Below are 21,645 nucleotides of genomic sequence, written 5' to 3' on the forward strand. Positions count from 1 at the left end.
TCCTCGGGTTTGAGATGGGACGGACAGGCGCGGGCCTGCCCGTAGGACGAACGGGAGGCCGGGCGCCCGACAGGCGGCGGATCATTTTTCTTGGCGATCCTGTATGATTGGCCTGGAGTTACCCGGTTGAGGAGCGCCGCCCATGCTGACCCTCTACTCCTACCCCGAACTTTTCGGTGTCGCCGACAACAACGGCTATGGCCTCAAGGTCTACGCTTTCCTGAAGCTGGCGGGCGTGCCCTTCGTGCACGAGCACGTGTTCGACGCCTCCGCCGCGCCGCGCAGGCAGCTTCCTTATGTCGTCGATAACGGCGAGACCATTGGCGACAGCGAGACGATCATCGCGCACGCAATCGCAAAATATCGCCTGACCATCGATGCCGCGCTTTCGCCGGACCAGCGCCGGACTAATCATTTGGTCACGCGCATGCTCGACGATCTCTACTGGGTGATGTCGTATTCGCGCTGGCAGGACGATCGCTACTTTCCGGCGTTCCGCGACGCCTTCATCGCGCAGCATCCGCGGATCAATGCCGAGGGGCTGGAGAGGGCGAAGGCCTACAACGCGCAGCGCTATCATTTCCAGGGCATCGGCCGCTACACGCCCGAGCAGGCTTACGCGCGGGGCCTCACTGACCTGAAGGTGCTGGCCGAGATCGTGCCCGCGCACGGCTTCGTCCATGGAGCGATGCCGACCAGCATCGATGCCGGCATCTACGGCTTCGTCGCCAACATCTATTTCTTCCCGATACCGACGCCGCTGAAGGCGTTCGTCGATGCCCACGAGAATCTCGTCGCGCATTGCGCGAGGATTCATGCGGCGGTCGGAAAATCGTAGGGTGGGTTAGCGAAGCGTAACCCACCTCTTCTCTCGCGGCGGATGGTCTGTCGCTTGTGGCGTGGTGGGTTACGCCTCGCGCCATCGCCTGTTGAACGACGGCGCTCGTGATCGGCTAACCCACCCTAGACACCGGTGCTGTTACCGCATCGTGATCGCAAGACCGCTGAGGTCCGCGTTCGCCATGAGGCCGACTTGCGTGCCGGCGAGCTCCAGCACGGCCCCCTTCTGGTTGGTCAGCACGATGGCCCGCGCGCCGGCCCCCACCGCGAGGCCGGCCCCGGCGGCGCCGTAGACGCCGGCGACGTCGGAGGGGCGGTAGATGTTGGAGACGCGGCCGCGCAGCACGGTCCTGGAGCCGCCGAAGACGAGGCCGTAGTCGAGGCCGCCGGTCGAGAGCGCATAGGAGCGGCCGCGGAAGTTCAGAACGCCCGAGCCGCCGGAGCCGCCGATGATCCAGCCCGCCTTGTAGATCGTCAGCACCACCGTGCCGCTGTCGGCCTGGGCCGCGGTCGAGAGGCCGGCAAGAGCGGCGATGGCGACGAGCGCGGCGCGAAAGGTGGATGCGATCTTCATGGAGGGCTCCGGAGGCTGTTCTTCAAGGCTGGAATCGAATCAGACGAGGCAAATCTATCCAATCGATCGCGGCGGCAAAATGATTGGGGTACTTCTCTCCCTCTCGCCGTTCTTACGGGGCCGAGACGAGCTTCGCTCGCTCTGAGAGGCCTGGGGTGAGGGGCTCCATCCACGATTGCGGTGATCAACGGACTCGCGGAAGCTACCCTCACCCGCATTGCATTTCGATGAAATGCGGCCTCTCCCCGCAGGCGGGGAGAGGCGAAGCTTCGCGATCCTCAGTGGCATCATTGCATCGTGCCGCTGTTTTGCCCGACGTGTCAAACGTCTCTCCCCGCATCCGCCTATGCTGAAGCTTCGGCGGACAAGCGCGACGGAAGGCGAAGCAATACGATCATCGGCGCCATGACAGCGTCTGTTGCGGTTTTGCTCGACCTGTCAAATGCCTACACGACGTCACCGGCAGCATGCATCGGGCGGGCGTTTCTACTTTGCATGGGGTTGTTTTCGAGATTTTTGTTGGGCGCGAGATCGCGGCCTCCGCAGGCGCCGGGAGCGAATGCGGTTGCAACCGTCCCGCATGTCGCTACGCTCATGCGGGTTACGCGACCGTCCTGATCCGAGGTGACTCATGCCGATCCAGCATTTTGCGCCCCCGCCGCATGTCAAGGCGCCGCCGCTGTCGTTCGCCACGCGTGTCGGCGATCTCCTGTTCATCTCGGGCATTCCCGGCTTCGATGCCGACGGCGCGCTGCCTGACGGTTTCGAAGCGCAATTCGGCAACGTCGTCATCAACATCAAGCGTGTGTTGACCGAGGCCGGCGCGACGTTCCGCGATCTCGTCAAGGTCAACGTGCTGCTGACGCGCGCCTCCGACGTCGCGACGATGAACGCGCTCTATGCCGGCGCGTTCGGCCCGCCGCCCTATCCGGCGCGCACCACCTGCGTGGTGCAGGCCCTGCCGAACTCGAAGATGTTGATCGAGATCGAGGCGGTGGCGTCGCTGGCCAAGTGAGCCGCGCTCAGCGCGTGTGGCTTGCCGGGCACGCGGCCAAACCAAGTGCCCGACTCCGTCTGACATGTCCGTGAACGGCCGCTCCCCGGCTTGCAACGGACCTGCTTTTGCCGCACGAAATTTCGGTTCACCCTTCCCCACAAGGAGATACTTCATGCGTCGCGTTCTCGCGCTCTGTGCCGCTGCCGGCATCGCCACGTCCGCCTTTGCCGCACCGGCCTCGGCGAAGGTCGGCTATTACGTGATCCGCTGGGACAACACCGGCATCTGCCAGGTCTGGAACGAGGACCTGAAGTACAAGCCGTTCGAGTGGGGAGCTTCGACCTACAAGGTCGTGAGCAAGCCTCTCCCGACATTCGCGGCCGCTTCGGATATTCAGATCAAGCTGCGCGCGGAGCGCCGCTGCACGCTCTAAGCCAACGACGAGGCGGATCGAACTGGAAGGCGGGTTGCGCGCGCAGCCCGCCTTCGCTTTTTGGCCGGTCGCGCCGTCTGGCTCAGGTGTAACGCGACAGCGATCGAAACGCGGCACCTCACGCGTTAACGCTGCGTTTTCCGGCCAAATTCCAGCATTTCCTGCGCGCGCGGTTTGAACCTGATCAGCTTGCGGAACTACTCACGTCTTGTCCGGGGCGCACTCCCCCCAGCGTCCCGCGCCACCCTCCCCATCATTGTCGGGAGGTGCATCACATCTTTCATTTAAGGAGCTGATCCATGCGTCGTATTTCCATGCTGTGCGCTGCTGCCTGTCTTGCCGCTACCGCCTTCATCGCCGCAAGCCCGGCCGAAGCCGGCTATCACCTGATCCGCTGGCAGGACACGGGCTTCTGCCAGATCTGGGATGAGAGCATCCCGTCCACGCCGTGGCCCGCCGACTACGCCCGCGTCAGCGCGTCCGTTCCGACCTTCGTCGATGCGCTCGCGGTCAAGGACCACGCGCTGCGCAACGGCCACTGCACCTGGTAAAATCGCGATCGAGCGCAGGCATCGTAGGGTGGGCAAAGCGAAGCGTGCCCACCGCTTAGAATCCGGGATCGGCGGCACGGTGGGCACGGCGCAAATGCGCCTTTGCCCACCCTACAAGATCTACAAGATCTCGCTTGTCGCTATCCCGCGTCCTTGTGCGCGCCAGGATGGATCAGGATGTCCCGCGCGGCGGCGAGGTCGATGAAGGCCTGCGCACTGCCACCCTGATCGGGATGCATGCCCTTGGCGGCGCGGCGATAGGCCTGGTTGATGTCCTCGCAGGTGAGCTGCACGGCGAGCGGCAGGCCGAGCGTCCTGCGGGCGCGCTCCTCGTTGGAGAGCTTTTTCGGCAGCGCGTTGCGGCGCCCGAAGCGCGGCGCGGTCAGATCGTGGATGACCTCGAGGATCACGCCGACGCGGCGTTGGGCTGCCAGCGTGACGCTGTCATCGTCATTGTCCACGGCCTGGCGCAGCACCGGAAGCGCCTGCTCGGCCGCCTGGCGCAGCATCGTGTCGGTGCTCATCCGCACGATCTCGGCCACGAGCCGGCCCGCCTCCGCCCAGTCGGCAGAGTCCGCCGACCGCAGGCGTTCGAGGGCGATTTTCCAAGGTTCAAGTCGTTCCATCATGCGCGCAACGTTTAGCAACAGAGATCAGTATGCCAAGGTCGCCGTTTCCGACCCCTTAATTTCGAGTTAGCCTTTCATGAAACTTCGAAACGAATCCGGGAGGAAAATGTCATGGCATTGCTCGCAAACCACATCGCGGTCGTCACCGGCGCAGGATCCGGCATCGGCCGGGCGATCGCGGCGGGCTACGCACGCGAAGGCGCACAGGTCGTGCTGCTCGACGTCAATGCCGACACGGTTGCGGAAGCCGCAACGGAGATCCAAAAAGCAGGCGGCAAAGCCGAGAGCTTTGCGCTCGATGTCACCAGGCGCGAGGACTGTTTTGCGCTGGCAAAGCAGGTCGCCGACAAGGTCGGACAGGTGTCGATCCTCGTCAACAATGCCGGCATCACCCGCCGCAATGCCTTCACCGCCGGGACCGAGACGGTGGCGAAGGACTGGAACGACATCATCTCGCTCAACCTCAACGGCGTCTTCAACATGACGCAAGCGTTCCTCAGCCCCTTGCGCGCGAGCAAGGGCCGCATCGTCAATATCGGCTCGATCCAGTCCTTCGTGCATCTGCGCACGCCGAGCTCGGCGGCCTACACCACCTCCAAGCATGGCGTGCTCGGCTTCACCAAGGCGCTCGCGGTCGAGCTCGGCAAGGAAGGCGTGCGCGTCAACGCGATCGGCCCGGGCTTCATCGAGACCAACATCAACGCGACTGTGCGCGCCACCAATCCGGCGCTGGTGCAGGCCTTCGTCGATCACACCCCGCTCGGGCGCACCGGCAAGCCCGATGACATCGTCGGCCCCGCGATCTTCCTCGCGTCGGATCTGTCGGCTTACGTCACGGGCACGATCGTGATGGTGGACGGCGGGTATCGGACGGTGTGACGGAGCGACGCGTTCGCCACTTGTGCAGTGTCATCGTCCGCGAAAGCGGACGATCCAGTATTCCAGAGACAGTGACGAATACGGAGAAGCCGCGGCGTACTGGATGCCCGCCTCCGCGGGCATGACACCTGCTTTGTGGCGCGAGATCGGCCCGCATCGCTATGCATCCCGTGCCAATCGCGGCGGCTTCGCGGTATTCCTGGGGTCAATTGGTGTGCTGCCCCGGCAATTAACCAATCGTTAACCAAACGCGCCCACCGTAGATCTACGGCTTGGGGGTCGTTTGTTCTCGATCCGCTTCCAATGATGGAAGCGGGCGTTGGTCGGGAGGTGTGTTGATGACCACTGTTCATGTCGCGACGCCGCAGGGCGCGCAATTCCTTGCCCCAAACCAGATCGTTCCGCTGCTGATCGGCGCGACCGTCGACGAGGTCGAGCGCGAGCTCGTGCTTCAGACGCTCGCCCGCTGCGACGGCAACCGCACGCGCGCAGCCCGCGTGCTCGGTCTGTCGGTGCGCACGCTGCGCAACAAGATCAGGCTCTATGCGGCCTCCGGCATCGAGGTGCCGGCGTATCACGACTAGCACGTGACGCCACGCAAAAGCGCCTCGTGCTGCCAATTGATGTTGACCAAGCCCGACGCGCTGCGCGGGCAGAATTGCTGCTGTCGTCAAACGCCGCTAAGTAGCTTGCTTCCGGTAGAGGGAGCAGCGGTGTGGCAGACAATCAGAACCGGCAAGGACGGCAAGGACCTCAGGGGCGGCAGGGCGAGCCGGGACGGCCGGGGCCACAGGGGCATCCGGGCCGGCGCGGGCCGGACGGCGCGCGCGGCAAGCCGGGGCCACAAGGCAAGCCCGGTCCGCTTGGAAAGGCCGGACCGGTAGGCAAGGCCGGTCCGCAGGGCAAGCAGGGCGAGGCCGGGCCACGCGGACCAGCCGGACCGCAGGGGCCGGTCGGGCCGCAAGGCCCACGCGGCGAGGCAGGTCCGCCCGGTCAGTTGCCCTCGATCGAGCAGGTGCTGCCATGGCTGGAGCAGCTCTTCGATGCCTGGGACGAACGTCGCCGCCAGCGCGAGCAGGAAGCCGCCGAGCAAGCGGCGCTGGAAGCCGCCGTGCAGGACGAAGCCGATCCCATCGTCGACAACGACGGCGACGATAGCGAAAAGGACGATCGCAAGAAAAAGAAGAAAAAGAGGAAACACGGCAAGGACTAGCCGCCGCGCCCGGGACTCGAGCCTCGCTCAAGAGGATGAATCGTCCTGGCGTAGCAGCATGCCCATGCGCGGAGCAGCAGCCAAGGAACGGCTAGCCGAAGCGTAGGCGCGAACGCTCCCTCGCCCGCTCCGCCTCGACCTCCCGATCCCGCGCCGGCGCGTGGGTGTGCAGCGACGTGAGGAGGCGGCGCGCGGCGTCCGACACCTCCGCCACGGCGCGGTTGAAGGCTTCCTCATTGACTTGCGAGGGCTTGTTGAAGCCGGAGAGCTTGCGCACGAACTGCAGCGCGCTGGCATGGATCTCGTCCTCCGTCGCCGGCGGCTCGAAGTTGAACAGCGTCTTGATGTTGCGGCACATGAGTTTCTCCTCGGCTCCTCTGAAAGGCACGTCTGTTCAAGGACGATCGGCGCGGGCCCAATGCTACATGCCGGGTCCGCCTCTGTCATCGCCATCCGGGCGTCGCGGACACGGCGAGTCAGAACGGGATGGAGACGCCAAGGCGCGCGAAGAAGGCCCGCCCCTTCGGCGTGAGACGAAGCGCACGTGGAATGCGATACGGCGCGAGCGCATGCGTTTCGATCAACCGCTTCAGGATCGCATTGGCAAACGGGCCTGCCAAATGCGGAACGCGCTCGGTCCAATCGTTGCAGAGGCGCATGTGCGGATCACGGCCCGGCCTGAAGTCGATCGCCTCGGCATGACACCAGGCAAAGCCCTGCTCGGTGAGCGCGGCCTCCCGGCCGCGCAGCGCGATCAGGTCGCGGCGCACCAAACCGTCCCGCAGCGCCACGCCGAGTTGGCCGGCGAGATGGCAATAGCAGGTCCGCGCGCGCCGGAGCTCTGTCGGCGCGCCTCGCGTGCGTTCGATGTGATCGGTCCTGACGGCGAGATTGACCAAGTTTTCGATCAGGCCCGCCACCTCATCGTCTGCGATCCGATAGTACCGGAACCGCCCCTGCTGCCACACCGAGAGCAGGCGCGCCTCTGTCAGCTTCTGCAAATGCGCGCTGGCGCTTTGCGGCGACACGCCGGCCAGCGATGCCAGCTCGCCCGCGGGCAGCGCCTTGCCACCGAAAAGGGCACTGACCATGGCTTCGCGCGCGGGATCGCTCAAAGCCTCGGTGAGCCGCGAAAATCCTGACTGCACTGACCGCCGTGTGACCGCCATCAAATACTCCTGCCCCTGATCTGGGCCTGACGTCATCTCGTCGCAATCCCGCCAAGGCCGGTCATTTCAGAATTGGGTGAAACTTTGGCGAGCCGTCCTCTGCGATCCTTCGAAGATGTCGCCCGAATCCAGAGGATTACATCATGATCGACGAAGCACGCCAAAGCGATGCCGAACGCATCTGCAAACTGTGGGACGAAGCCCTCAGCAACAAGGACCTCGAAGCAGCCCTCGCACTCTATGCCGATGCTGCATCCATCGAAAGCCCGCTGGTCCAACACCTCATGAAGATCCCGACTGGCATCGTCGAAGGCAGGGAGAACTTGCGTGCCTTCATCGCGCGCGTGTTCCAGACCAATCCGCCGCAGCGAAAGCGCTTCAAGCAAGGCTTCTTCACGGACGGCCGTATCGTCACCTGGGAATATCCGCGCGTCTCTCCCGATGGCGACCAGATGGAGCTGGTCGAGATCATGGAGATCGACAAGGGGCTGATCCAGCGCCACAGGGTCTACTGGGGCTGGTACGCGCTCGGCTTTCTCAAGCACGAATGAGCCGGCCACCTGGTTCTGCCTGCCGGCGAAAATATTCCGCTTGCGCGATGCACCATCCAGGAAAATGTTTTGGCGCCCGGCCGTGCATCCGCTCTCGATCCCCGGAGCGACGCTGCTAAGATCGCGCGCGAAGCGGCCCGGATCAAAGCGGCCGCAGCGGGGAGAGAACCATGAAAGCTTCGTGCGCGGTGCTGACGGCCGCATTTCTGTCGATCTCGGTATCTGCCATGGCTGCCGATTATCCGGCACCGAAACAAGGCGACTGGATCGCCAAGGATTTCAAGTTCCACACCGGCGAAGTCATGCCGGAGCTGCGGCTGCACTACACCACCGTGGGCGAGCCGACCGGCCAGCCCGTGCTGGTGCTGCATGGTTCGGGTGGCTCGGCCGCGAGCATGCTGACGCCCGCCTTCGCCGGCGAGATGTTCGGCCCTGGCCAGCCGCTCGACGCATCGAAATACTACATCATCATTCCCGACGGCATCGGCCACGGCAAATCGTCAAAGCCCTCCGACGGGATGAAGACGAGCTTTCCGAAATACGATTACGGCGACATGGTCGAGGCGCAGTATCGCCTGGTGACGGAAGGCCTCGGCGTCAAGCATTTGCGGCTGGTCATCGGCAATTCGATGGGCGGCATGCACACTTGGCTGTGGGGCGAGAAATATCCGAAGGCGATGGATGCGCTGGTGCCGATGGCCTGCCAGCCCACCGAGATGGCGGCGCGCAACTGGATGCTGCGGCGGATCATGCTCGACACCATCCGCAACGATCCCGACTACAATGGCGGCAATTACACGAGCCAGCCGCGGATGATGAAATACGCCATCGTCACTTACGGCATCGCGAGCATCGGCGGAACGCTGGCCTATCAGTCACAGGCGCCGACGGCGGCTAAGGCCGACAAGATCGTCGACGATCGGCTCGGAACGCCCGTGACGGCGGATGCCAACGACTTCGTCTATCAGTGGGAGGCCTCGCACGATTACAACCCCGCGGAAAAGCTGGAGCAGATTGATGCGCCGCTGCTTCTGATCAATTCCGCGGACGATGAGCGCAATCCGCCGGAGACCGGCGTCACCGACGCCGCGATGAAGCGGATCAAGAACGCGCGCCTGTACCTCATCCCCGCGAGCACCGACACGCGCGGCCACGGCACCACCGGCAATGCAAAGTTCTACACCGAGCAGGTCCGGCAATTGCTGCAAACGGCACCACAGCGGACGATGTGAGGCGACCGGCGAGGCACCATGTCGACAGCTCGCTTTCGCCGGGCCGCGCTCGCGCTTCCCGGCGTCATCGAAGGTGCACATCACGGCCATGCCGACTTCCGGGTCGGCAAGCGCGTGTTCGCGTCGCTGGGCTATCCTGATGATGAATGGGGCATGGTGAAGCTGACGCCGGAGCAGCAGGCCTTGCTGGTCGAAACCGAGCCGGAGATGTTTCGTCCGGTGCCCGGTGCTTGGGGCAGAAACGGCAGCACCAATGTGAGACTGGTGAAAGCCGATCAGGTGACGCTGCGGAGCGCGCTTCTGATGGCATGGCGCAACGCCGCACCGAAATCGCTGCTCGGCTCGTGCGACATGCCGGCACGCTGATCGCGCAAGCCCATGCCGAATTCCGTTAGCAGCGAGCGTTCCAATCGGATAGCTTGACGCAAAGCACTTTCGGAGACACGCCCTTGACCGACCTTTGCGCCGAAGACCTCGCCACCATCTATCCGAAGCCTAGCCCCCGCGTGATCGCGAAAGCGCGCCCGGCGATCGATGCACATGCGAAGAAATTCATCGAGATGTCCCCGTTCTGCGTGCTCGCGACATCAGGCGCCGACGGCAGCGTCGACGCCTCACCGCGCGGTGGCGGTACGGGCTTCGTGCATGTCGCCGGCCCCAACCAGTTGCTGATGCCCGACCGTTCCGGCAACAACCGCATCGACAGCTTCAAAAACGTCGTCGAGGGCTCGGGCTTCGTGCACCTGTTGTTCTTCGTGCCCGGGATCGACGAGACGGTGCGCGTCGGCGGGCGCGGCACGCTGTCGGCCGATCCGGATCTGCTCGCCTCGATGGTGGAGTTCGGCAAACCGCCGCGCGCGGTGCTGAACGTCGCCGTCAGCGAAGTCTATTTCCACTGCGGCAAGGCGTTGATGCGCTCAAAGCTGTGGTCGCCGGAGGTCAAGGTGCAGCGCTCGGTGATGCCGAGCATCAGCCAGGTGATCCACGATCAGACCAGCCTGGGCGAGCCCGAAGGCCAGGACGCCGTGGAAGCGCGCTACAGGACGCAACTATAGGCGGCGGCCCTAAGGCGAGTCGTCCCGGACAAGCGCAGCTCCTGGCAACGCGCAACGTTGTCCAGAGCGGAGCGCAGATCCGGGACCCATAACCACAGGGAGGAGTTTTACGAAGACTCGCGATTGCCGATCACGCGCCGCAACTTCTCCCTGGGGTAACGGGTCCTGGCTTTCGCCAGGACGACGCCGGAGAATGCGGCGCTAGACGCGCGATCTAATGCCCGTTGCCTTCGAGCCCGCCGACGTGCTTCTGGGTATAGAGCTCGAGGCCGATGCGGCCGATCAGATCGAGCTGGGTTTCGAGGAAGTCGATGTGGTGCTCCTCGTCGCTCATCAGCTTCTCGAACAGGTCGCGCGTGACGTAGTCCTTGACGCTGTGGCAATAGGTGGCCGCTTCCTGATAGAGCGCCCGCGCGCTCATCTCGGCGGCGAGATCGCACTCGATGATCTCCTTGACGTTCTGGCCGATGCGCAGGGGGTCGAGCACCTGCATGTTGGGGAAACCGTCGAAGAAGATGATCCGGTCGGTCAGCTTGTCGGCGTGCTCCATCTCCTCGATGGACTCCTTGCGCCAGACCTTGGCCATCTCGAGGAGTCCCCAATTGTTGAGGAAGCGGTAATGCAGCCAGTATTGATTGATCGCAGTCAGCTCGTGACGCAGTGCCTTGTTGAGATATTCGATGACTTTTGCGTCGCCCTGCATGATTCACTCCAGCTCTTGCGGCCAACTCGGTCGGAAATCGAGTTTAGAACGCTTCTAAAACAGTTTGGGAACAAGGGCAACCGGCTACGAGGACGCAGCCCGGGATTAGCTCAGCCGACGAAGGCGAGGACTTCAGCAGGCTGCGAGGGCGAAATCGGCCGGCTCGGCCGTCTCGTCGTTGGCGGCCACCTGATGGTTGTGCGGGCAGCCGGCACAGCAGGCCTTGGCGCAGGGACCGAGCGCTTCCTCGATGATGGTTTTGATGGTGCGGGCGCAGCGGCCGCACTCGGCGCTGCAGCCAAGGCATCCATAGACCTGTTTGGCATGACGCACGGCGTCGTCGGAGTCGGCGACGGCGGCGCGGATGTCGTCATCGCTCAGCACGTTACAGGAACAGACGATCATGGAAAGCAACAGGCCCTTCGGTGATGCACCATCATCGATATTTAAGGGGCCGGCAGGATGCAAAAGGAAAAACCGGTATTTGAAGCTATTCCAAACTGGCCTGGAACCAGCCTAGAACGGCTCTAAAATGCGACGTTGCAATGGATCAAGATCGCACCGGATTCGGTCTAATCGCTGCCACCGCCTCCGCCACCGTCGCCGCCGCCCCCACAATCTCCGCCACCGCCGCTGTCACCGCTGGAGCAGCTCCCGCTATCACCCGAGCTGCTCGAACTGTCGCTGGAAAACCAGCTTCCGAGCGAGAGGCCGTCACTCGTCCCCGAATAGCTGTCGGCGCCGGCGCCCGCCCGCGACGGCCGCCGGCCGCGGTTCTGGATATGGGTGATCCAACCATAGCCGATTGCGAAGATGATTCCGGCACGATCAGGGTATTTATCATCGCGCTGCCCATCATCGTCTCCCTGGCGGACCTGCGATCGGTATCAATTGGTCGCCGCCGCAAAGGTGCCGTTCATTGATCATTCAAGCGAAGTATGGAACCTTGCCCCCAAAGAGTTCCGTGTGTGAAAGGTCGCTCCCTATGAAGAAGTCGCTCCTGGCGGTCGCTGCCGCCGCTACCCTGGCCCTGGCGGCCGGGTCCCCGGCTCATGCCCAGCGCGGCGTCGCCGCGGGCGTGGCGGCCGGCATCATCGGCGGTGCCATCGTCGGTGGCGCGCTGGCCTCTCCGTACTATTACGGACCGGGCCCCGGCTACGACTACTACGAGCCCGGCTACTACCCGCCCCGCTACTATGCGCCGGCTCCCGGCTATGTCGCCGATGATTATTATTACGGCGGCTGCGTCTGGCAGAAGCAGCGCTTCTGGGACGGCTTTGCCTGGCGCGTTCGTCGCGTGAGAGTCTGCGGCTGAGGCGCGAAACACCGGTTCATTACGGAGCGCCGTTCATCTGAGGGCCCGAAAAAGACCGCTTTTTCTGGTCACAGCTCCGTGCGCGTTTACCGTGGATTGACCATTTGCGCGCTTCGTAGTCCAACGGCCAATTCCATCAGAGTGTGCGTGAACCTTTGAAACCCTGGCGTTCCTAACTAAGGAGCGTCCATCTCCCAGGAGAGCCAAGAGCATGAAGAAGACTTTTGTTGCCGCCCTTACGGTTGCGACGGTCGCCGGTTCGCTGGTGACCGCCACTCCGCCCGCGAAAGCCGGTGACGGCGTCGGCGCCGGCATCGCGGCCGGCCTGATCGGCGGCGCCATCGTCGGCGGCGCCATTGCGTCGAGCCGTCCCGCCTATGGCGGCCCCGTTTACGTGGCCGAGCCCCCGCCGCCGGCACCCTGCTACTGGCGCCGTGAGCGGTACTGGGACGGCTACGGCTGGGTCGTTCGCCCGGTTCGCGTCTGCTACTGACCTGATCGCACGGCGCGTGAGGCGCCGCGATCGAAGCCCGGCCGAGCACATCGGCCGGGCTTTTTTCTTTGGCGGGAAACTGAGGCTCGCTAGCGCGCCGCCTCGATCGAGCGCAGCACCTCTTCGCTCGGCCAGCAATCCACTTTCAGCCCCGCCGACTTCTGATACGTCCCAAGCGCGGCGCGGGTTTGCATGCCGGCCTTGCCGTCGATCTTGTCCTTGTAGAGCCCGATGCGCGTGAGGCCACGCTGCATTGTCTCGACGTCCTTGGTGCGCAACTGCTTCGAGGCTGACCACGGTGTGGCAAACGACAGCGGGCTCGTCATGCGGTCGCTGAGATGGCCGACAAACAGCACATAGAGGTCGGAGAAATTGTATTCCTTGATGACGAAGTAGTTCTTCGTGGTCAGGAACGAGGGACCGTAAATGCCTTCCGGCTGCAGCAGCGAGGCCGGCTGTGCCTGCTCGGCGGCACTCAACTTTTGCCCGCGTACCGGCACAAAACCTTCGCGCATCCACTGGCTGATCGGCTTCGTCACCTCGGGCACACCCGCCGTGCAATCGACCTTCGCCGGCGCCTGCACCTCGTAGGCCCAGCGCACGCCGCTCTGCCAGCCCTTGTTGACGAGCTGCTGCGCGGCCGAGGCCAGCGCGTCCGGCACCGAATGCCAGATGTCGATGCGGCCATCGCCCTCGAAATCGACGCCGTGCTTGTAATATTCCGACGGCAGGAACTGCGTCAGCCCGGTCGCGCCGGCCCAGGATGAGCGCATGTCCTTGCGCGTCACCGCGCCCTCGCCAAGGATTTTCAGCGCGAGAATGAACTCATTGCGGTATGTGTCCTTACGCCGGCCGACATAGGCCTGTGTCGCGAGCACGCGGACGAGATCGTAGGGCAGCGTATAGCGGCCATAGTCGGTCTCGCGGCCCCAGATCGCGAGCATGACGGTCGCGGGCACGCCGGAGCTTTTCTCGATCTGCGTCAGCGCAGGGCGATATTTTTGCAGCAACCGCTGTCCCTCGCCCGCAAGCCGCGCGATCGAGGCTTCCCTGATGTAGTCCGCCGGCACCTGCACGAACTCGGCCTGCGACGGCGCGCCGGTCGCGGGCCGTCCCGGCAGGATCAAATCGGGCAGCTTGTAGTCCGGCTCGAGTCCGCGCGTCTGTTCGTCGAACGTCGCGCGCGACACGCCGGCCGCCTGCGCCTCCGGCCAGAGCGAGGCGATGAACTGGCTAAAGGCGGCATCGGCCGCCCGGGCGGACGACCAGCCGCAGGTGAGCACAATCACTGCAGCGATGAGCGTCCGCCGCATCATGCTGAAATCACCGCGTCAGCTTCTTGTACTTCACGCGGTGCGGGATGATGCTGTCCTGGCCGAGCCGGCGCATCTTGTCCTTCTCGTAGTCCTGGAAGTTGCCCTCGAACCATTCGACATGGCTGTCGCCTTCGAACGCGAGGATGTGGGTGGCGATGCGGTCGAGGAACCAGCGATCGTGGCTGATGATGACAGCGCAGCCGGCGAAATCCTCCAGCGCCTCTTCGAGCGCGCGCAGCGTGTCGACGTCGAGATCGTTGGTCGGTTCGTCGAGCAGCAGCACGTTGGCGCCGGACTTGAGCATCTTGGCGAGATGCACGCGGTTGCGCTCACCGCCGGAGAGCGCGCCGACTTTCTTCTGCTGGTCCGCGCCCTTGAAGTTGAATGCCGAGCAGTAGCCGCGCGAGTTCACTTCCTTCTTGCCGAGCAGGATCAGCTCGTTGCCGCCGGAGATCTCCTCCCACACGGTCTTGTTGCCTTCGAGCGCATCGCGCGACTGGTCGACATAGCCGAGATGCACGGTTTCGCCGACCGTGATGGTGCCCTTGTCCGGGGTCTCCTGCTTGGTGATCATCTTGAACAGCGTGGTCTTGCCGGCGCCGTTGGCGCCGATCACGCCGACGATGCCACCGGGCGGCAGCTTGAAGGTGAGATCGTCGATCAGAAGGCGATCGCCAAAGCCTTTGCTGAGGCCCTCGAAGTCGACCACGTTGGCGCCGAGACGTTCGGCGACGGGAATGATGATCTGCGCGGTCTGGGTCTGCTTCTCGCTCGCCTTCTTGAGCAGCTCCTCATAGCGCTGATAACGCGCCTTGGATTTGGCTTGACGTGCCTTCGGCGAGGACGCGACCCACTCCTGCTCGCGAGCGAGCGTCTTCTGGTGGGCAGCCTCCTCGCGACCCTCCTGCTCCAGGCGCTTCTGCTTCTGCACCAGCCAGGACGAGTAGTTGCCCTCATAGGGAATGCCGCGGCCACGATCCAGTTCGAGGATCCAGCCCGTGACGTTGTCGAGGAAGTAGCGGTCGTGGGTGACGATCAGGATCGCGCCGGGATAGTTGCGCAAGTGACCTTCGAGCCACGACACCGATTCCGCATCGAGATGGTTGGTCGGCTCGTCCAGCAGCAGCAGCTCCGGCTGGTCGAGCAGCAACCGGCACAGCGCGACGCGGCGGCGCTCACCGCCGGAGAGCTTGGTGACGTCGGCATCGTCGGGCGGACAGCGCAGCGCGTCCATGGCCTGATCGACCTTGCTGTCGAGATCCCAGAGGCTCTGGGCCTCGATCTCGTCCTGCAGCTTGGTCATTTCGTCGGCGGTCTCGTCGGAGTAGTTGACCGCGAGTTCGTTGTAGCGGTCGAGGATCGCCTTCTGCTTGGCGACGCCCTGCATGACGTTCTCGCGCACGGAGAGCTTGGGATCGAGGTGCGGTTCCTGTTCGAGATAGCCGACGCGGGCGCCCTCGGCGACCCAGGCCTCGCCCGAGTACTCCTTGTCGAGGCCGGCCATGATCTTGAGCAGTGTCGACTTGCCCGAGCCGTTGACGCCGAGGACGCCGATCTTGGCGTCCGGGTAGAACGACAAGTGGATGTTATCGAGCACCTTGCGGGTCGGGTAGCTCTTGGTCAGGCCCTGCATGAAATAGATGAACTGGCGCGCCATCGGTCCCGTGAAACCTTCGATTTGAGGAAATTTGCTGCCGCCGATGTAGCGATCCCGTCCCGAAAGGGCAATGTTTTCCGATCGTTCACCAAGGATGAATACGGAACGGACACCATGCGGACACCGATCCGGACAATTGAAACCATTTTTTAATAAAGCAGGCCAAAGCTCGCCTCAGCACTGAAAAAAGTGCCACCCGCGCAGAACGAGCGGGGAGAACAAAGAGGCCGCATCATGGCTCTGATCGAGACCACCTCCCTTCCCGTACCGGCGGAAGCCGGCCGTTCCGCCAGCCTCGTCGCGGAGATCAAGAGCTTCTGGAAGGGCTTCTTCGCCACCGCTTTCAACCCCTATCGTCCCGAGTTGCACTACATGCGCGGCCCCGGTCCGGCCTGGCGCGCCAAGCACGGGATCGATGCGCCGTTGCGCTTGAAGCCCCGCGACCTCTGAGCCCCTTCCTCCCTGCATATCGGATTTTTGAAGACGCGAGCGGCTTGCGCGCGGGTCTGATTGCGCGCAACCATGGCCGGGTTCCGACGATGGCGCCCCCGCTTACGCCATCACCTCTCGCCATGGATGAACGCTGATGACGCGGCTGCGCTGTGCAATTCTCGACGACTATTTCAACATCGCCCTCAACGTCGCCGACTGGCCGAAACTCGCCGACCGCGTCGACGTCACCGTGTTCAGCCATCCGTTCGCCTCCGAGCAGGCCGCGGCCGGCGCGCTTGCCGATTTCGAGATCATCTGTGCGATGCGCGAGCGAACCGCATTCCCAAAGAGTCTGTTCGGAGCGCTACCAAAGCTGAAGCTGCTACTCACCTCCGGAATGCGCAACGCATCGATCGACATGGAGGCTGCGAAGGCGCGCAGCGTTGCGATTGCCGGCACGCAATATTCCCGCGATCCGACCGCCGCGCTGACCATGGGCCTGATCCTTGAACTGACCCGCGGCATCGGCCGCGAGAATGCGCGCATGCATGCGGGCGAACCCTGGCAGACGTTCGCCGGCATCGAGATCGAGGGCCGCACGCTCGGCATCGTCGGGCTCGGCAAGCTCGGCAGCAAAGTCGCCGGCATCGCCAAGGCCTTCGGCATGAACGTGATCGCCTGGAGCCCGAATCTCACGCCCGAGAAGTGCAAGGAGGTCGGCGTCGGCTATGCCAGCAAGGAGGAGCTGTTCGCCAAGGCCGATATCATCACCATCCACGTGGTGCTGAGCCCGCGCTCGCGCGGACTGGTCGGAGCTGCCGATCTCGCGCGGATGAAGCCGACGGCGTTTCTCATAAACAGCGCGCGCGGACCGATCGTCGACGAGGCGGCGCTGCTGGAGGCGTTGCAGCAGAAGAAGATCGCTGGCGCCGGCATCGATGTGTTCTCGGTCGAGCCGCTACCTGTCGATCATCCGTTCCGCAAGCTCGACAATCTCGTGCTGACGCCGCATCTCGGCTACGCGACCGAGGACGGCCTGCGGATCCATTACGGCCAGATGGTCGAGGCGATCGACGCCTGGACCAAAGGCAGCGAGCTGCCGCGCAAGCTCGCCTGAGAGGGCCGCGCCTCAGGCCGCAGAGCGCTCGGCTCCCGACGTCGTCGCAAGCTCAGCGAATCCCTGACGCCATGACGGGTGCGCAGGGTGCCATCCGAGTTCGTCCTTTGCCTTGGCATTGGATGCGCCGCGCACCTGGGTCATCATCGCCACCATATGCTCACCGGCGAGCAGCCGGCCAAGCCAGGCCGGAACATGAAATGGCGGTCTTGCGCCCAATAGCCCCGCCAGCGCCGGCAACCACTCCCTGACTCGCGCCGGGTGATCATCGACAATGTTGTAGATGTTGCCGGGAACGCCATGCCCGATCGCCGCCAGAGTGGCGGAAGCGGCATCCTCGGTATTGATGAATGACCAGTAGCCGCCACCGTCGCCGACGAGCGGCACCCGTCGACGAAAAAGTTGGTCGCGCATCGCGGGCGACAGGGTGCCGGTTTCGGCGCCGTAGAAGAATCCGTAGCGTAGGACGATTCCTTCGGGAGCGGTTGACGCCGTAACGGTCCGCTCGAGATACTGGATCGCCTCGAGCGTACGGCGTAGTTCCTCAGGCGGATGCGGATCGAGCTCGTCCGTCTCGGCCTTGACCGCTCCCCCCGAGCGACTGAACGTCCAGCCGCAGAAGCTTTGCGCAATGAAACGCCGGGCGCCGGCTTCGCGCGCGGCCGCCAGCAGAATGTCGGTTCCCCTTGTGCGCAGTTCGTTGGTCCTGGCGAATGCACGGTCGAAATGCCGAAGGTCGGTTGCTGCCGCGAGGTCCGTCATCTGATGGATCACGACGTCGGGAGTTGCCGAGATTACCGCTGCGCGCATGCCGTTCGCATCGAGGCCATCGGCGATAGCCGGTTCCGCGCCCATCCGCTTGATGAGGTCAGCTTTCGCGGGGCTTCGCGTCGATCCAACGACCTGGTGCCCATTCGCGGCCAACATGGGAACAAGGTGACGTCCCAGGGCGCCGGTCGCGCCTGCAACAAAGACTCGCATTCTGCGCTCCTCGAATTCGTTGACCACTTAGGCAAGTAGTCGACGCATGCGGGGATTCAACGGCGCGAATGGACAGCCGAACCGGCAGGCGCCAAACAAAAGCGACGCGTGGCCGAAGCACACGCGCCGCTTGTCGTTCGGATAATCGTCAGCCGGCTTAGCGCACCGTCACCGGCGCCGGCAGCGGCGGCACCACCGTCGGCTGCGTGCCCGCGACCGGGCCGGCCTGGGCGGACATCGGAGCGGGCGCGGCCGCGCCGGTCGTCGGCGCAGCAGACGCAGTCGCCGTTCCCGGCGCCGGGCCGCCCGGCATCACCACCACGCGGGTGCCGACCTTGACGCGGTCGAACAGGTCCGAGACGTCCTCGTTCAGCATGCCGATGCAGCCGGAGGACACGAACTTGCCGATCGTCGACGGCTGGTTGGTGCCGTGGATGCGGTAGACGGTCGAGCCGAGATACATCGCGCGGGCGCCGAGCGGATTGCCGGGACCGCCGGCCATGAAGCGCGGCAGATAGGGCTGACGCTCGATCATCTCCGTCGGCGGATGCCAATCCGGCCACTCCGCCTTGCGGGTGATCTTCTGCACCCCGGTCCAGGTGAAGCCATCGCGGCCGACGCGCACGCCGTAGCGGATCGCGCGACCATTGCCGAGGATGTAGTAGAGGTAGGTGTTCGGCGTATCGACGACGATCGTGCCGGCCGGCTCCTTGGTCTGGAACGCGACTTCCTGGCGGCGCAGATTCGGCGGCAACTGCGCGGGCGCGGCGTCGGGCTGCTCCTCGGGCGGCAGTGAGGCAACCGTCATCGGTCGGCCGTCGCTGCCGACGGCGGGCTGCTGCCCGACCGCTCCGGTCGCCCCTGGACCATTGACCGACTCCGGAGGACGCAGGCCGTCGCTGGCGGTCGCCTGCGCCGGACGATCGGCATAGATCACCGGCGGCGGGCCATCACGGCGGCCGTAGCGAGGATCGTCGGGCGACATCACCGGGCCCTGCGGCTGGGCGGCCGAATAGGTCGGGCTACCGGCGGGACGTCCATAACGGGGATCGTCCGGCGACATCACCGGGCCTTGGGGCGGGGCCGCCGAATAGACCGGAGGCGCACCTGCGGGACGTCCGTAGCGGGGATCGTCGGGCGACATCACCGGGCCGGTGGGGCCGGGCGGCGGCAACGCCGCGGAGTTCTGCGGCACGGCGTCATCGTCCTCGTCCAGCGCGTCGAAATTCGGCACGCGATCGCCGGGACGATATTCGGACGGAGCGCCATAGCTTGGCGCCTGCTGCACCGGATAGGTCTGAGCCTGCGCGAGCGAGGTTCCCGCCGCAGCGACGGTTGCGGCAGCGCATATCGTCAGAAAATGTTTGATCATCATCGCTCTTGTATAGTCCCCAGGCCCGACCGGACCGTTAACGCGCACATGACCGAAGATCGCGGCACATTCAAGACATATCAGGGTTATTTGCCCCGATTTGGCGATTTGTGATCCGCTGCGTGACCGTTGCTCCGGTGCATCACGGGGCGGAAATCGCATCAGGCCGTAGATTGCCGGAGTCTTCCGCCGTTTTTTAGGGGAACGGCACCGAGGGGTTGCGGTAAGGTCAAATCAGCCTGATTCGTCTCGCTTTGAGCTTCGACCCCGCGCGGCGAACGCGGCAATCAGTACCGTCACCGCGTTCAGATGGCTCAAGGGCCCTGGCCGTCACCGCCAGAGCGGAAATCCGTATCCTTCGATGCTTCCCGGCTTTCGCTTCCTGTTTGCCGCGATCCTGCTGTCAACCGCCATCCTGGTGTTCGGCCTAGGGGCCGCCGCGCTGCTGCGGACGACCCACGAGCAGTACGTCAACAATCCCTCCTGGCGGAACGGCCCGCAGGAGCAGGTGTTTGCCCAAGTCTCCGCGCAGGCCCAGCCGGTCCTCGCCGCATTGCGCGCGGAGCCCGAGCCGGCCGAGCCCGTGGCCGATGAGGCCGAGCCGTCGCTGCGGGACCAGGTCCCGACGATCTCGCTGCCCGCGGTCGAGGTCGGGCCCGAGCAGCTCGCCGCGGTGACGCTTGAAGCCCAATCTCAGCCCGAGCCGCAAGCCGCCGACATCGCGCCCCTCGCCACGGCGCCGTCGGCCACGGAGACCCCCGCCGCCGAGGCGGTCAGGACGGAGGCTGCGGCCGCCCCGCCCACGGATACGCTGACCCCGGCCGACACGACCGCTTCCATCCCCGCGGACAAACCCGCGCCGGCCGCTGCGGTCGCCGAAGCACAGCCGTCCGAGGCAACGGTTGTCGTGGCCTCGCCTGCGACCGACAGCGCTACGGCCAAAGTGGCCGCGCTGAGCGAGCCAGCGACCACGGCACCAAAGGATCTGCCGGGCAACGCAAAAGCCGACAGCAGCACACCGGAGAGCAAGACGACCAAGCCGCGCGCGCACAAGGTGAAGAAGCGGCGCCGCATCGTCCAGCGCCCACCGCCGCCTCAGCCGGTGCAGCAGACGTATTATTATTTTCCGTTCGCGCAGCAGCAGCCGACGCAGGCCGCGACGGCCACACGCGCCCGCCAATAAGGCTTACGCGGGCCCGGTCGCGACCGGCGGGCCGCCGGCCTGGCCCCATTCCGACCACGAGCCGTCGTAGAGCGCGGAGTCGGTGACCCCGAGCCGATAGAGCGCCAGCGTCAACACGCCGGCCGACACGCCGGAGCCGCAGCTCGTCACGATCGGCGCATCGAGCTTGACGCCGGCGCCGGTGAAGGCGGCGCGCAGATCGTCGAGCGGCTTCATCGTGCCGGTCGCGGCATCGAACAGCAGATTGTAGGGCACGTTGCGGGCGCCGGGGATGTGGCCGGAGCGGATGCCCGGCCGCGGCTCAGGCGCCCGGCCCTCGAAGCGGTCGGCGGCGCGCGCATCGATCACCTGCTCTTTGCTGCTTTCGACGTTGGCGATCAATTGCTCCATACTGCGCACGCGCTTCGGATCATAGCTCGCCTTGAAGGTCGCAGGCTTAGGCTTCACCTCGCCGCTTTCGACGGGACGTCCCTCGGCGCGCCACTTCTTCAGCCCGCCATTGAGAATGCGCACATTGCCGTGGCCATAGGACAGGAACATCCACCACGCGCGCGGCGCGGCGACCCAGCCGCCGGCATCGTAGATCACCACCGTATCGGCATTGGAGATGCCGAGATTGCCGACGTCACGGCCGAACTGTTGGGCGCTCGGAAACATGTGCGGCAGCGGATTGGAATGATCCGACACCGCATCGACGTCGAAGAACACGGCACCCGGCAGGTGCGCGGCCAAATAGTCGTCCTTCGGCAGCGGCAGCACGCCCGGCAGCTTGAAGGTGGCGTCGAGGACCTTCACGTTGGCATCGTCAATGTGAGCGGCGAGCCAGTCGGTGGAGACGAGGGGATCGGTGGGGGTGGTCATCAATGCATTTCCTTTTCGTCAGCGCGAGCCCGGAATCCATTCATCCACAAACCCCGTCGCCCGATGGATTCCGGGCTCGCGACTTCGTCGCG

General features: G+C 64.7%; 28 protein-coding genes. 17 read left to right on the forward strand and 11 right to left on the reverse strand.

Annotation, left to right across the window (positions count from 1 at the left end; all coding sequences use genetic code 11):
* Positions 1-142 precede the first annotated feature (142 nt).
* Positions 143-838, forward strand: a complete 696-nt coding sequence (locus MTR72_RS01110; protein ID WP_280965886.1) for a glutathione S-transferase family protein — start codon at positions 143-145, stop codon at positions 836-838.
* Positions 839-979: 141 nt separating this feature from the next.
* On the opposite strand, the gene MTR72_RS01115 is transcribed toward MTR72_RS01110, so the two are convergent.
* Complete coding sequence (locus tag MTR72_RS01115; RefSeq protein WP_280965887.1) at positions 980-1,414, reverse strand: hypothetical protein; 435 nt, start codon at positions 1,412-1,414, stop codon at positions 980-982.
* Positions 1,415-2,045: 631 nt separating this feature from the next.
* Between MTR72_RS01115 and MTR72_RS01120 the strand changes: the two genes are divergently transcribed.
* The 3 genes from MTR72_RS01120 (at position 2,046) to MTR72_RS01130 (ending at position 3,395) form a co-directional block, all read left to right on the forward strand.
* Positions 2,046-2,429, forward strand: a complete 384-nt coding sequence (locus MTR72_RS01120) for a RidA family protein (protein ID WP_280965888.1) — start codon at positions 2,046-2,048, stop codon at positions 2,427-2,429.
* Positions 2,430-2,583: 154 nt separating this feature from the next.
* Positions 2,584-2,844 carry a hypothetical protein gene (locus tag MTR72_RS01125; protein ID WP_280965889.1) on the forward strand — a complete coding sequence of 87 codons (261 nt, stop codon included), beginning with the start codon at positions 2,584-2,586 and terminating at the stop codon, positions 2,842-2,844.
* A gap of 299 nt (positions 2,845-3,143) precedes the next feature.
* Positions 3,144-3,395: a hypothetical protein gene (locus tag MTR72_RS01130; protein WP_280965890.1), complete on the forward strand. Its 252-nt coding sequence runs from the start codon at positions 3,144-3,146 to the stop codon at positions 3,393-3,395.
* Between the two features lie 140 nt (positions 3,396-3,535).
* On the opposite strand, the gene MTR72_RS01135 is transcribed toward MTR72_RS01130, so the two are convergent.
* On the reverse strand, positions 3,536-4,024 hold the full coding sequence (locus MTR72_RS01135) for a J domain-containing protein (RefSeq protein WP_341510012.1): 489 nt from the start codon (positions 4,022-4,024) through the stop codon (positions 3,536-3,538).
* A gap of 111 nt (positions 4,025-4,135) precedes the next feature.
* Between MTR72_RS01135 and MTR72_RS01140 the strand changes: the two genes are divergently transcribed.
* From MTR72_RS01140 to MTR72_RS01150, 3 genes are all read left to right on the forward strand, one after another.
* A complete protein-coding gene (locus tag MTR72_RS01140) occupies positions 4,136-4,903 on the forward strand; it encodes an SDR family NAD(P)-dependent oxidoreductase (protein WP_280965892.1) in 768 nt (255 codons plus the stop codon).
* A gap of 338 nt (positions 4,904-5,241) precedes the next feature.
* Positions 5,242-5,487, forward strand: a complete 246-nt coding sequence (locus MTR72_RS01145) for a helix-turn-helix domain-containing protein (protein ID WP_280965893.1) — start codon at positions 5,242-5,244, stop codon at positions 5,485-5,487.
* A 131-nt stretch (positions 5,488-5,618) separates the two neighbouring features.
* On the forward strand, positions 5,619-6,116 hold the full coding sequence (locus tag MTR72_RS01150) for a collagen-like protein (RefSeq protein ID WP_280965894.1): 498 nt from the start codon (positions 5,619-5,621) through the stop codon (positions 6,114-6,116).
* Positions 6,117-6,207: 91 nt separating this feature from the next.
* On the opposite strand, the gene MTR72_RS01155 is transcribed toward MTR72_RS01150, so the two are convergent.
* On the reverse strand, positions 6,208-6,474 hold the full coding sequence (locus MTR72_RS01155) for a DUF2277 domain-containing protein (RefSeq protein WP_279375615.1): 267 nt from the start codon (positions 6,472-6,474) through the stop codon (positions 6,208-6,210).
* A 118-nt stretch (positions 6,475-6,592) separates the two neighbouring features.
* Complete coding sequence (locus MTR72_RS01160) at positions 6,593-7,285, reverse strand: ArsR/SmtB family transcription factor (protein WP_280965895.1); 693 nt, start codon at positions 7,283-7,285, stop codon at positions 6,593-6,595.
* A gap of 143 nt (positions 7,286-7,428) precedes the next feature.
* Here MTR72_RS01160 and MTR72_RS01165 point away from each other — a divergent pair, with 143 nt between their 5' ends.
* From MTR72_RS01165 to MTR72_RS01180, 4 genes are all read left to right on the forward strand, one after another.
* Positions 7,429-7,836, forward strand: a complete 408-nt coding sequence (locus MTR72_RS01165; RefSeq protein ID WP_280965896.1) for a nuclear transport factor 2 family protein — start codon at positions 7,429-7,431, stop codon at positions 7,834-7,836.
* 170 nt (positions 7,837-8,006) lie between these two features.
* Positions 8,007-9,068: an alpha/beta fold hydrolase gene (locus tag MTR72_RS01170; protein WP_280965897.1), complete on the forward strand. Its 1,062-nt coding sequence runs from the start codon at positions 8,007-8,009 to the stop codon at positions 9,066-9,068.
* Between the two features lie 18 nt (positions 9,069-9,086).
* Positions 9,087-9,434: an MmcQ/YjbR family DNA-binding protein gene (locus MTR72_RS01175; protein ID WP_280965898.1), complete on the forward strand. Its 348-nt coding sequence runs from the start codon at positions 9,087-9,089 to the stop codon at positions 9,432-9,434.
* Between the two features lie 83 nt (positions 9,435-9,517).
* Complete coding sequence (locus MTR72_RS01180) at positions 9,518-10,123, forward strand: pyridoxamine 5'-phosphate oxidase family protein (protein WP_280965899.1); 606 nt, start codon at positions 9,518-9,520, stop codon at positions 10,121-10,123.
* A 214-nt stretch (positions 10,124-10,337) separates the two neighbouring features.
* Here MTR72_RS01180 and bfr read toward each other — a convergent pair whose 3' ends face one another.
* Entirely contained in the window at positions 10,338-10,826 is a 489-nt protein-coding gene (gene bfr, locus MTR72_RS01185) for a bacterioferritin (RefSeq protein WP_280965900.1), read from the reverse strand.
* Between the two features lie 132 nt (positions 10,827-10,958).
* Positions 10,959-11,231, reverse strand: a complete 273-nt coding sequence (locus tag MTR72_RS01190) for a (2Fe-2S)-binding protein (protein WP_280971078.1) — start codon at positions 11,229-11,231, stop codon at positions 10,959-10,961.
* A 377-nt stretch (positions 11,232-11,608) separates the two neighbouring features.
* Between MTR72_RS01190 and MTR72_RS01195 the strand changes: the two genes are divergently transcribed.
* The 3 genes from MTR72_RS01195 (at position 11,609) to MTR72_RS01205 (ending at position 12,634) form a co-directional block, all read left to right on the forward strand.
* Positions 11,609-11,749 carry a hypothetical protein gene (locus MTR72_RS01195; RefSeq protein WP_341510013.1) on the forward strand — a complete coding sequence of 47 codons (141 nt, stop codon included), beginning with the start codon at positions 11,609-11,611 and terminating at the stop codon, positions 11,747-11,749.
* A 62-nt stretch (positions 11,750-11,811) separates the two neighbouring features.
* On the forward strand, positions 11,812-12,141 hold the full coding sequence (locus tag MTR72_RS01200; RefSeq protein WP_280965901.1) for a hypothetical protein: 330 nt from the start codon (positions 11,812-11,814) through the stop codon (positions 12,139-12,141).
* Positions 12,142-12,352: 211 nt separating this feature from the next.
* On the forward strand, positions 12,353-12,634 hold the full coding sequence (locus MTR72_RS01205) for a hypothetical protein (protein WP_279375605.1): 282 nt from the start codon (positions 12,353-12,355) through the stop codon (positions 12,632-12,634).
* A gap of 89 nt (positions 12,635-12,723) precedes the next feature.
* On the opposite strand, the gene MTR72_RS01210 is transcribed toward MTR72_RS01205, so the two are convergent.
* Both MTR72_RS01210 and ettA read right to left on the reverse strand, forming a co-directional pair.
* Complete coding sequence (locus tag MTR72_RS01210; protein WP_280965902.1) at positions 12,724-13,950, reverse strand: lytic murein transglycosylase; 1,227 nt, start codon at positions 13,948-13,950, stop codon at positions 12,724-12,726.
* A 7-nt stretch (positions 13,951-13,957) separates the two neighbouring features.
* Positions 13,958-15,607, reverse strand: coding sequence for an energy-dependent translational throttle protein EttA (ettA, locus tag MTR72_RS01215; protein ID WP_280965903.1), 1,650 nt, complete (start codon positions 15,605-15,607; stop codon positions 13,958-13,960).
* Positions 15,608-15,841: 234 nt separating this feature from the next.
* Between ettA and MTR72_RS01220 the strand changes: the two genes are divergently transcribed.
* Both MTR72_RS01220 and MTR72_RS01225 read left to right on the forward strand, forming a co-directional pair.
* A complete protein-coding gene (locus MTR72_RS01220) occupies positions 15,842-16,057 on the forward strand; it encodes a hypothetical protein (protein ID WP_280965904.1) in 216 nt (71 codons plus the stop codon).
* A gap of 136 nt (positions 16,058-16,193) precedes the next feature.
* Positions 16,194-17,156: a D-2-hydroxyacid dehydrogenase family protein gene (locus MTR72_RS01225; protein ID WP_280965905.1), complete on the forward strand. Its 963-nt coding sequence runs from the start codon at positions 16,194-16,196 to the stop codon at positions 17,154-17,156.
* A gap of 12 nt (positions 17,157-17,168) precedes the next feature.
* Here MTR72_RS01225 and MTR72_RS01230 read toward each other — a convergent pair whose 3' ends face one another.
* Together MTR72_RS01230 and MTR72_RS01235 are read right to left on the reverse strand one after the other, a co-directional pair.
* Entirely contained in the window at positions 17,169-18,137 is a 969-nt protein-coding gene (locus MTR72_RS01230) for an NAD-dependent epimerase/dehydratase family protein (protein WP_280965906.1), read from the reverse strand.
* Positions 18,138-18,294: 157 nt separating this feature from the next.
* A complete protein-coding gene (locus MTR72_RS01235) occupies positions 18,295-19,509 on the reverse strand; it encodes a L,D-transpeptidase family protein (protein WP_280965907.1) in 1,215 nt (404 codons plus the stop codon).
* A 361-nt stretch (positions 19,510-19,870) separates the two neighbouring features.
* On the opposite strand from MTR72_RS01235, the gene MTR72_RS01240 reads away from it, so the two are divergent.
* Positions 19,871-20,692, forward strand: coding sequence for a hypothetical protein (locus tag MTR72_RS01240; protein ID WP_280965908.1), 822 nt, complete (start codon positions 19,871-19,873; stop codon positions 20,690-20,692).
* Positions 20,693-20,695: 3 nt separating this feature from the next.
* Here the strand turns inward: MTR72_RS01240 and sseA are convergent, their stop codons facing one another.
* Positions 20,696-21,553, reverse strand: coding sequence for a 3-mercaptopyruvate sulfurtransferase (sseA, locus tag MTR72_RS01245; RefSeq protein WP_280965909.1), 858 nt, complete (start codon positions 21,551-21,553; stop codon positions 20,696-20,698).
* Positions 21,554-21,645 lie beyond the last annotated feature (92 nt).

This window comes from Bradyrhizobium sp. ISRA442, assembly GCF_038085055.1.
GTDB lineage: Bacteria > Pseudomonadota > Alphaproteobacteria > Rhizobiales > Xanthobacteraceae > Bradyrhizobium.